The sequence below is a fragment of the Streptomyces sp. NBC_01283 genome (assembly GCF_041435335.1).
Taxonomy (GTDB): Bacteria; Actinomycetota; Actinomycetes; order Streptomycetales; family Streptomycetaceae; genus Streptomyces.
Genome location: NZ_CP108430.1, coordinates 4,919,406 through 4,930,000, shown reverse-complemented (window position 1 = coordinate 4,930,000; position 10,595 = coordinate 4,919,406). Strand labels below are relative to the sequence as shown.

At 72.6% G+C, this 10,595-nt stretch carries 6 protein-coding genes (1 of these 6 only partly in view); 3 read left to right on the top strand and 3 right to left on the bottom strand.

What is annotated here, in order from left to right:
* A protein-coding gene (locus tag OG302_RS22550; RefSeq protein WP_371528426.1) for an MDR family MFS transporter crosses the window boundary here: on the top strand, window positions 1-691 show its 3' portion. Its footprint begins 587 nt before the window's first position; the window shows 691 of its 1,278 coding nt (coding positions 588-1,278); the start codon falls outside the window, past its left edge; the stop codon is at window positions 689-691.
* 44 nt (window positions 692-735) lie between these two features.
* Here the strand turns inward: OG302_RS22550 and OG302_RS22545 are convergent, their stop codons facing one another.
* The gene (locus tag OG302_RS22545; RefSeq protein ID WP_371528425.1) at window positions 736-2,409 is read right to left on the bottom strand and encodes a SpoIIE family protein phosphatase; all 1,674 of its coding nucleotides are present in this window, start codon (window positions 2,407-2,409) and stop codon (window positions 736-738) included.
* 142 nt (window positions 2,410-2,551) lie between these two features.
* Entirely contained in the window at window positions 2,552-3,910 is a 1,359-nt protein-coding gene (locus OG302_RS22540) for an NAD(P)/FAD-dependent oxidoreductase (RefSeq protein ID WP_371528424.1), read from the bottom strand.
* A gap of 373 nt (window positions 3,911-4,283) precedes the next feature.
* Between OG302_RS22540 and OG302_RS22535 the strand changes: the two genes are divergently transcribed.
* Window positions 4,284-5,057, top strand: a complete 774-nt coding sequence (locus OG302_RS22535; RefSeq protein ID WP_371528423.1) for a TetR/AcrR family transcriptional regulator — start codon at window positions 4,284-4,286, stop codon at window positions 5,055-5,057.
* 225 nt (window positions 5,058-5,282) lie between these two features.
* Window positions 5,283-7,241, top strand: coding sequence for a sigma-70 family RNA polymerase sigma factor (locus tag OG302_RS22530; protein WP_371528422.1), 1,959 nt, complete (start codon window positions 5,283-5,285; stop codon window positions 7,239-7,241).
* Window positions 7,242-7,258: 17 nt separating this feature from the next.
* Here the strand turns inward: OG302_RS22530 and OG302_RS22525 are convergent, their stop codons facing one another.
* The gene (locus OG302_RS22525) at window positions 7,259-10,504 is read right to left on the bottom strand and encodes a BTAD domain-containing putative transcriptional regulator (protein ID WP_371528421.1); all 3,246 of its coding nucleotides are present in this window, start codon (window positions 10,502-10,504) and stop codon (window positions 7,259-7,261) included.
* Window positions 10,505-10,595: the final 91 nt, after the last annotated feature.

Below are 10,595 nucleotides of genomic sequence, written 5' to 3'. Positions count from 1 at the left end.
CGGGTCCGCGCCGCAGAGCGGTCTGCGGGCGCTGCTCCGGCACAAGGCGATGGTGCAGCTGTGCGTGCTCGGCTTCGTGCTGTTCTTCGCCTGCTACGGCCAGTTCGAGTCGGGTCTCTCCGCCTACGGCGTGGAGGCGGCCGGGATCTCGCCGTCGACCCTGGGCATCGCGCTCGCCGCCAACACGGCCGTGATCGTCATCGCGCAGTTCGCCGTCCTGAAGTTCGTCGAGCGGCGCAAGCGGTCGCGCGTGATCGCCGCCGTCGGTCTGATCTGGGCCGTCGCGTGGATCGCCGCCGGGTACGCGGGGATGGGGAACGGCAGCCAGGCCATGGCCACCGCCGCGTTCATCTCCACGTACGCGCTCTTCGGGCTCGGTGAGGCGATGCTGTCGCCGACCGTCGCCCCGCTGGTCGCCGATCTGGCGCCCGCCGGGATGGTCGGTCAGTACAACTCGGCCTTCGCCCTGGTGAAGCAGCTCGCGCTCGCGGTCGGCCCCGCGGTGGGCGGTCCGATGGGGGCCGCGCTGCACGGGCCGTACATCGTGACGTTCCTGCTGTTCTCGCTGGGCATCACGGTGCTCGCCGTACGTCTGGGCCGGCAGCTCACTCCGCTGCAGAACCAGCCGTACGTGGCGAAGAGCCGGGTGGTGGCCCAGGGCACCCCGGAGCCCGTACCGGCCAACTCCTAGACGCCTGTCGTACTAGTCGCATTACCTGTCGTACTAAAGGAGCACTACGCGCGCGGGAGGGCGAATTCGCACCAGACCGCCTTGCCGCCGCCCGGTGTGCGCCGTGAGCCCCAGTTCGAGGCGATCGTGGCGACGATGGCGATGCCACGGCCCGCCTCGTCCGCGGGCTCGGCGCGGCGGCGACGCGGCAGGTGGTCGTCGCCGTCCGTCACCTCGATGATCAGCCGCCGGTCCGTGCGGCGCAGGCGGAGCCGCATCGGGGGTGTGCCGTGCTGGAGGGAGTTCGCGACCAGTTCGCTGGCCGCGAGCACCCCCAGGTCGTGCAGTTCGGGCGGGAAGCGCCAGCTGGCGAGGACTCCCGTCGCGAAGGCACGCGCGCGTGGCGCCGCCTCCACTCCCCCGAGCAGCTCCAGGGCGGCGTTCCGGAACAGCTCGGCGTCCAGGCCGGTGCGGGCCGGGTGCTGGAGGACCAGGACCGCCACGTCGTCGTCGTGGTCGGCGGCCACCCCCAGGGCGCGGATCAGCCGGTCGCACACCACCTGGGGTGTGCCGGTGGCGCCCGCGAGGGCGCGCTCCAGGGAGGCGACGCCCTCGTCGATGTCCTCGCTGCGCCGCTCCACCAGGCCGTCCGTGTAGAGGACGGCGGTCGAGCCGGGGCCGAGCGGGACCGAACCCGAGGTGTGCAGCCAGCCTCCGGTGCCGAGCGGCGGGCCCGTGGGCTCCTCCGCGCGGTGGATCGTGCCGCCCTCGTCCCGTACGAGGATCGGCAGGTGCCCGGCGGAGGCGTACGTCAGGCTGCCTTCGTTCGGGTCGTGCACGGCGTAGACCATGGTGGCGATCTGCATCGCGTCGATCTCGGTGGCGAGGCCGTCGAGGAGCTGCAGGACCTCGTGCGGGGGCAGGTCCAAGCGGGCGTAGGCGCGCACGGCTGTGCGGAGCTGGCCCATGACGGCCGCCGCGCGGACGCCGCGGCCCATGACGTCGCCGATGACCAGGGCGGTGCGACCGCCGCCGAGGGTGATCACGTCGTACCAGTCGCCGCCGACCGCGGCCTCCGTGCCGCCCGGTTGGTACGTGGCGGCGATGCGCAGGTCGTCCGGCTGCTCCAACTCCTGCGGAAGCAGCGAGCGTTGCAGGGTGACGGCCGTCTCGCGCTGGGTGCGCTCGCTGGCCCGCAGCCGCTCGGCGGCCTCCGCGTGGTCGGTGACGTCGGCGGCGAAGACCAGGATGCCGTCGTCCTTGAGCCCTGTGGCGGAGCCGCTCACGGGGAGCGTCACGGGGGTGCAGGTGAATGTGTACGACCGGCCGCTCGCCGCCTTGCGGGACTTGACCGTGCGCGGCTTGGAGCTGCGCAGGACCTGGTCCAGGAGGGGCAGCAGGCCCAGCTCGTCCAGCTCGGGCAGCGCGTCGCGGGCGGGTTCGCCGACGGGGCGCTCACCGAACGCGGTGGCGTACGCGTCGTTGACGTACGCGATGCGGTGCTCGGGGCCGTGCACCAGGGCGACGAGGGCCGGAATGCGGTCGAGCACCTCGCGGGTCGGCAGTTCGTCGACGCCTGCGGCGGCCGGGGTGAGGGTGGTGCCCTCCTGGCCGCCTTCGGCGCGGGCCGCAGGGACGGAGCTTTCGGCTCGCTGTGGCGGGGAGATCCCCAGGTCGGTGCGCGCCGCGGCGCGGCGCTGCGTTCCGGGGAGCCGGGCGCTCCAGCGCGTGAAGTTCACTGCGGTAGGCCTCGTGATGTCGCTTCTGGATCGGGCGGGGATTTCCGGCGGTCCTGGCCCGCCCATGGTCACACGAACAGTCTGGCCGACCGGACTGACATCCGTCAGACGCCGGTGTCGTACGGGGAGTTCCTGCCTCCGGTCAGGAGGACTCCTTCGGGCTTCTGCCCCCGGCCGCGAGTTCGAACTCCGCACGCGGGTGCTCGAGCGACCCCAGGGAGACGATCTCGCGTTTGAACAGGCCGGACAGGGTCCATTCGGCGAGCACCCTGGACTTGCGGTTGACGGTGGGCACGCGGCTCAGGTGGTAGACGCGGTGCATGAACCAGGCAGGGTAGCCCTTCAACTTCCGTCCGTAGACATGTGCGACGCCTTTGTGCAGCCCCAGGGAGGCGACGGAGCCCACGTATTTGTGCGTGTACTCCTTGAGGGGCTGTTCGCGCAGGGAGGCGGCGATGTTGTCGCCAAGTGTCCTGGCCTGGCGTACCGCGTGCTGGGCGTTGGGGGCGCACTCCTTGCCGGGCTCGTCGGCTGTGACGTCGGGGACGGCTGCCGCGTCTCCCGCGCCCCACGCGTGCGTGGTGCCGTTCACGGTCAGCTGCGCGGTGCAGTCGAGGCGGCCGCGTTCGTTCAGCGGCAGGTCGGTCGCGGCCAGCACCGGGTGCGGTTTGACGCCCGCGGTCCACACGACCGTACGGGTGGGGAAGCGCGCGCCGTCGCTCAGGACGGCGACCCGGTCCTCGCACGAGTCGAGCCGGGTCTCCAGGCGTACGTCGATGTTGCGGCGCCGCAGCTCACGGACCGTGTACTTGCCCATCTCCTCGCCGACCTCGGGGAGGATCCGCCCGGAGGCCTCGACGAGGATCCACTTCATGTCCTCGGCCTTGACGTTGTGGTAGTACCGCGAGGCGTAGCGGGCCATGTCCTCCAGCTCGCCGAGCGCCTCGACCCCCGCGTAACCGCCGCCCACGAAGACGAAGGTGAGGGCCGCGTCGCGGACCGCGGGGTCGCGCGTCGACGAGGCGATGTCCATCTGCTCGATGACGTGATTGCGCAGGCCGATGGCCTCTTCGACGGTCTTGAAGCCGACACCGTGCTCGGCGAGGCCCGGCACGGGCAGGGTGCGCGAGACGGATCCCGGGGCCAGCACGATTTCGTCGTACGTGATCTCGACGGCGCCCGAGCCCTCGTCCGCGGTGGCGAGGGTGGTGAAGGAGGCCGTGCGCTTGGCGTGGTCGACCGACTGGACCTCGCCGATGACGATCCGGCATCTGTCCAGGACACGGCGGAGCGGGACCACGACGTGGCGCGGCGAGATCGAGCCGGCCGCGGCTTCGGGCAGGAACGGCTGATAGGTCATATAAGGATCGGGCGTCACCACCACGATCTCCGCTTCGCCCCGCTTCAGCTCCGGCTTCAGCTTCCGCTGGAGGCGCAGCGCGGTGTACATGCCGACGTATCCGCCGCCCACAACGAGAATGCGCACAGGTTCCTTCACCATCCCATGACGCACCCAGCTCTTGAGTTTGTCCACAGGCTCGACAATTTGTGTGACCGGCCGTGATGCGCGGCGAGCCGTCCGGGCCTTGCCGAAGCGCGATATAGATGTGCAGGTCAGCGGGGTGAAGAGGGGCAAAGCGAAGGGGTGCAATCAGGTCGGAATCGGTGCGTACTCCGATCGGGGGGCGGTCCGTGCGGAACCCGCCTCTTCTGAATTGACTCTGGCTCAACTATGTTCGTGTGTCGTCGGGGTGTCGGGGGATGCGCTCGTCGGGTCCAGCTACGGGTCCCGGAATCGGGCTTGCTCCTCACACTCCGGTAGTCAATGGCGGGGAGTGTCTCCGGGGGGAGACGTCATTACCGGGGGAACGCGTATGCATATTCAGGAATCTCACTGGACTTCGAGCACGGCGTCGGCAGCAGCCGTCGCCACCAGCGGGAACGGACGCGACATGGGGGACGGACCGCGTTCGACGCCGCTGCGTGTGGACGCACAGCGCAATCTCGAGCACGTACTTCGCGCGGCGCGCGAGGTCTTCGGCGAGCTGGGTTACGGCGCGCCGATGGAGGACGTGGCCCGGCGCGCCCGGGTCGGCGTCGGCACGGTCTACCGCCGCTTCCCCAGCAAGGACGTGCTGGTGCGGCGCATAGCCGAGGAGGAGACCTCCCGGCTGACCGACCAGGCCCGTTCGGCGCTCGGGCAGGAGGACGAGCCGTGGTCGGCGCTCTCGCGCTTCCTGCGCACGTCCGTCGCCTCGGGCGCGGGGCGGCTCCTGCCGCCGCAGGTCCTGCGGGTGGGCGTCGCGGACGAGGTCGCGGGGGTTCGGGACGACGAGGCGCGGGTGCCGCAGCAGCGGCAGGCGGCTCCGGCCGGACCCGAACTGCGGCTCGTCGAGCAGCGCTCGGCACCGGCCGAGGAGTCGGCGGCCGTCGACCCGGGAGCGGTCGCGCTCCTGGACGTCGTCGGGCGCCTCGTGGAGCGGGCACGTGCGGCGGGCGAGCTGCGCGCGGACGTGACCGTGTCGGACGTGCTCCTGGTGATAGCGACGGCGGCGCCCTCGCTGCCGGACGCGGCCCAGCAGGCGGCGGCGTCCTCGCGGCTGCTCGACATCCTGCTGGAGGGGCTGCGCTCGCGCCCCACGGCCTGAAGCGGCCCAAGGACACGGCATCAGCACAAATCCCTCACAGGGAAGGCTCAACCTCCGTTGTGAGCACGGAGGTTGAGCCTTCCCCGAATGGGTGAACGGTAGTGCTCGGATACGGGAAATCACCCCGGAAGGGTGGTTGACCGTCATCGCCGTCCGTCGTAGCAGGACCGTATGGCACTCTTTCCCGGATGGCCGGGTCTGAGTGTGCAAGCGGGGGCTTCCGCGATGAGTGGTGACGGGCGGGACGAGTCGTCCTCCGCCCTGGGCGACGAGGCCGCGGGACTGCCTCATCGGCAGGTGCCGAACCAAGGCGGGCCCATGGCCGGCGGCGCCGCCGGTGGCGCCCCCGACGGCGCGGATCCGAGCGTTCCGCCTCAGCGGGAAGGCGCCAGGGCCGAAGCAGCGGTCCCTCTCCTGCCGACCGGCCCGACCGACGCCGGAGCTCTCGCGCCCGGGGACGGTCCGCCGCCCGACAGCGACCTGATCGCCCGGATGCGGGCGGGCGACGACACCGCGTACGAGGAGCTGTACCGAAGGCACGCCGAAGCCGTCCGCCGGTACGCCCGCACGTGCTGCCGGGACGCGCACACCGCGGACGACCTCACGGCCGAGGTCTTCGCACGGATGCTCCAGGCGGTCCGTGGCGGCAGCGGGCCCGAGCACGCGGTGCGCGCCTATCTGCTCACCACGGTGCGCCGCGTCGCCGCCGGGTGGACGAAGTCGGCGAAGCGTGAGCAGCTGGTCGAGGACTTCGCGGTGTTCGCGGCACAGGCCTCACGCAGCTCCGAGGTCTCCGACGACGACACCCTGGACCTCGGCGCGGACGTGCTCGCGATGCACGAGGCCGAGCAGTCCATGGCCATGCAGGCGTTCCGCAGCCTCCCCGAGCGGTGGCAGGCCGTGCTGTGGCACACGGAGGTCGAGGACGAGTCCCCGAGCGACGTCGCCACCCTCTTCGGGCTCGACGCCAACGGCACCCGGGTCCTCGCCAAGCGGGCCCGCGAGGGTCTGAAGGAGGCGTATCTCCAGGCCCATGTGAGCACCACGCTCACCGCCGACGAGGAGTGCGCGCGGTACGCCGACCGGCTCGGCGCCTACGCACGCGGCAGTCTGCGCACCCGGGCCGAGCGCGGCCTGCGCAAGCACTTGGAGGAGTGCGCCAAGTGCCGGCTTGCCGCGGGCCAGATCAAGGAAGTCGCCAGCGGCATTCCCGGGGTCGTGCCGATCGCGGTCATCGGCTGGTTCGGCGCCGCCGGTTACGCGAAGGTGGCCGCCCTCGTCGGCGGTGGCGCCGCGGGTGCCGCGGGCGCCGGTGCGGCGGGCGCGGCAGCGGCGAGCGGCGGCTCGTCCGGAGGTGCGGCGGGCGGCGGTGCCGCGGCCGAGGGCCTTGGCGCGCCCGCGAAGGCCGGTATCGCCGCGGGTGTCGTCGTCGCGGCCGCGGCCGTCGTGGCGCTGGCGCTCACCGCGGGCGGGGACAAGCCCAAGGACCTGCCGAGCGCCGACAAGCCACCGGCCGTGGAGCCGGTCGTGCCGAGCAAGCCGCCGCCCCCGAAACCGAAGCCGAAGCCGCCGCCCGAGCAGCCGGTCGCCGAGTCGAAGCCGAAGCCTCCCCCCAAGCCGGCTCCCGAGCCGAAGCCGAGGCCGACCCCGACGCCCACCCCGAAGCCGAAGCCGCCGGCCCCGAAGCCGACGCCCGCTCCCACACCGTCCAAGCCGAAGCCCAAGCCGCCGCCCCCGCCGCCGCCCGCCCCGGCGGTCTACCAGTGGAGCGAACTGCGGTACGGCGTCGTCGGTGACGGCACCAAACCCGAGATGCGGCTCGGCGAGAGCAGCTGGGTCTGGCAGCGGTCCGGCATGTCCATCGCGGACCGGCAGTACGGCCACGGCGTGACCGTCCACGGCCAGTCCTCCGTCACCATCGACCTGAACCGCACCTGCTCGTCGTACGAAGCGGTCGTCGGTGTCGACGACCTGACGATGGGCCTGGGCAAGGTGCGGTTCTCCGTCTTCGGCGACGGCGCGCGGCTGTGGCAGTCTCCGGTGATCAAGGGCGGGGACCCGGCGGTCCCGGTGCAGGTGAATCTGACCGGGCGCAAGACGATCCGCCTGGTCGTCGAGCCGCACACGCCGTTCGACTCGGTCGCGCTCGCGGACTGGGCGCAGTCGCGCTTCCGCTGTACGTAGGCCGGGCCCGGCGCCCTTCAGCTCAGTTCCGCGAGGGCGCCGGCCGCGGTGAGCCGGGCACCCGCCTCGCTCTCCGCCTCGTAACGGCTCCGGCCGAGGACGGCGAGCGCCGCGCTCTCGACCTGTTCGGCCTCGGCACGCTCCGGCATCGGGCGCGCGCTTCCGTTCCGCAGCCGGGTGCTGAAGGCCAGCAGGCGGACCGCGCGGGGGTGATCGCCAAGGCGGCACACGAAGGTGGCTCCGGTGTCCACGAGGGCGGCGACGACCAACTCCGCGCACCGGCTCTCCACGGCTTCGCGCTGACCGTCGGCGAGCAGGGGCAGCGCCTGCGCAGGACCGGACTCGGCGGCCACGATCGTGGACTCCAGGCGCTTGAGGTCCGCGTTGAACTGCGGCGGTGGCGTGCCGCGCTCGGCGTCGGTGCGGGACGCCTCGAAGCAGACGCGGGCCCCGGCGACATCTCCGTCGTCCAGCGCCATCCGGGCCTGCATCATCCGCAGGAACGCCCGCGCGTCCGTCACTCCGTACCGGTCGGCCTCGATCGACGCCTCGTTGAGGGCCTTCGCCGCCAGCTCGCGGTCGTCCTCGCGGTACGCCACCTCGGCGAGGCGGACGATGAGGAACGGCGTCTCCGCGTAAGCGCCCACCTCGTAGGCGAGGCGGAGCGCTTCCTCGTACTCCCCGCGCGCCTCCTCGTACAGACCGCGCGCCATCGCGGCCTCGCCCGCCGCGCTGGACACCTGGGCGCGCATCCAGCGGTCACCGGCGCGCCTGCTCAGCTGCCGCAGCTCGGCGAGGTCCTCGTCGACACCGGACATGTTGCCCGGGGCGTCGACGGCCTGGTGCGCACGGAACATCAGGCTGACACCGACCTCCCAGTCACCCCCGTACCTACGGCAGTTGGCGACCACTTCGTCCATGGCGGGCCTTGCCGCGTCGGTGCCCTCAAGGAAGTAGACCGTGAACGGCCAGATCAGCCCGGGGAAGCGGGCCGCCGCGGGACCCGGTCGCGAGAAGGCGTCCCGCACCCGCCGCACGCTCTCGCGCTTGCCCTCCCCCTCCATCAGATCCGTCGGTCTGTTCTCCGCCACCAGGAAGAAGGACAGCAGCCGCAGGCTCATCCAGGACCAATGGAGCGGGTCGCCCGTGCCGTCGGGGGCGCCGTCAGGCCCGTCCGGCGGCATCGGCGGTGCGAGGAGCAGGAGACGGGCGGTCCACTCCGTGCCCTCTCTGCGGTAGTTCCGCAGCCACCAGAACCAGCCCGTGGCCAGAGTGATGGCCAGGGCGTCTTCCACTTCCCGCGACTCGATGGCGCGCTGCAGGGCCGCGCGGATGTTGTCCAGCTCTGTCTCCATGCGCTGGATCCAGGGGAGTTGGTCCGCGGAACGGAGCAGGGGCTCGGCCTGTTCGACCAGCGCGCGGACGTACGCGGTGTGGCGCCGGCCCGCGGCGGCACTCAGGTCCGGCGTCTCGGCGGCCCGCTCGGTCGCGTACTCGTGGATGGTCTCCAGCATGCGGTAGCGCATGTCGCCCCTGGCCGTGGGCTCGGCGATGAGCAGCGACTTGTCCACCAGGGCGCCGATGAGGTCGGCGGCGGGCCCGGTGCAGACCGCCTCGGCCGCCGCCAGGTCCCAGCCGCCGGCGAAGACGGACACCTCGCGCAGCACGGTCCGCTCCGGCTCGTCGAGCAGGTCCCAGGACCAGTCGACGACGGCCCGCAGGGTCTGCTGGCGGGGCAGGACCGTGCGGCTGCCGCTGGTGAGGAGGCGGAAGCGGTCGTCGAGACGGTCGGCGATCTGCCGGGGTGCGAGCAGGCGCAGGCGGGCCGCGGCGAGCTCGATGGCGAGCGGCAGGCCGTCGAGCCGGCGGCAGATCTCGGCTACGGCGTCGGAGTCCTCCTCGGGGGCGAAGTCCGGGCGCACGGCCATGGCGCGCTCGGTGAAGAGGCGGTACGCCGGGTCGGGCGGGAGCGGCTCGACGGGGCGCACGAACTCGCCCGGCACGCCCAGGGGTTCACGGCTGGTGGCGACGACGGTGAGGTCAGGGCAGTGCGTGAGGAGGGTCTGGGCGAGGTCGGCCGCGGCGCCGATGACGTGTTCGCAGTTGTCAAGGAGCAGGAGCAGGCTGCGCGGGGCGCAGTACTCGACGAGCAGGGCGACCGGGTCGTCCTGCGGCGCCGTCATGTCGCTGGTCATCAGCACGGTCTCGCGCAGACCGAGCGCGCTGACGACAGCCCCCGGGACCGCCTCGGGATGGTCGAGCGGGGCGAGCTCGGCCAGCCATGCCTGCGGATGCCCGGCGGCGGCTTCCTCGGCGAGGCGGGTCTTGCCGGAGCCGCCAGGTCCGGTGAGGGTGACCAGGCGTGCTCGTCGTATGTCGGAACGGATGGCGGCGAGTTCGGGTTCCCGGCCGACGAAAGAGGTCAGGCGGGGACGGAGATTGCCCCGCCGCTCGGGGCGCTCCGGCCGCTCCGGCCGCTCGGGAGGCTCCCGCCGCTCCGGACCGTCAGTGGCGTGCCCACCGGTGGTCGGCCCCGGACCCCCGGGCCGATTCAGCAACTCCGCGTGCAGAGCTCGCAGTTCCCGGCCCGGGTCGGTGCCGAGTGCGTCGGCGAGCGTGCGGCGCGCGTTCTCGTACGCGGTGAGGGCGTCGGCACCGCGGCCCGCGTCGCGCAGAGCGCGGATCAGCAGCGCGTGCAGGGCCTCGTCGTACGGCTGGACCTCGGTGAGTTCCCGCAGTTCCGGTACGACGTCGGAGGCGTGGCCCAGGAGCAGCTCGGCCTCGATGCGGGCGCGGGTCGCCTCGGCACGCAGCGCTTCGGGGCGGGTGGCCGCGCTGCGGTCCGGCAGATCGGCGAGGGCGGGGCCGCGCCACAGGGCGAGCGCCTCACCGAGGGTGCGGGCGGCCGACGCCGGGTCGTGGTGGCCGAGGGCCGCCCGCCCCTCGCGCACAAGGCGTTCGAAGCGGTGCAGGTCGATGTCCTCGGGGGCGGCGGTGAGGCGGTAGCCGCCGTGGTCCGAGGCGATGGCGGCCTTGCCGAGGGCCCGGCGCAGACGGCCGACGAGGGCCTGGAGGGCGGCGGGCGCGTCCGTGGGCGGCTCGTCCTCGGCCCACACCTCGGCGATGAGGGTTTCCACGGGGACGGTGCGGTTGGTGCGGAGCGCGAGGGTGGCGAGGAGCGCGCGAAGTCTTCGGCCCCCTACGGGCAGGGGTGCCCCTTGTTCGTCGTACGCCTCGGTGGCGCCCAGGATTCTGTACCGCACGGGGTCATTCTCGCCGGTGGCGCGGGTCGAGGCGCGAGGGGTTTCTTTCTCCGGGCGAGCCGTTCCCTGCCGCCTCGACGGCCACGTCCTG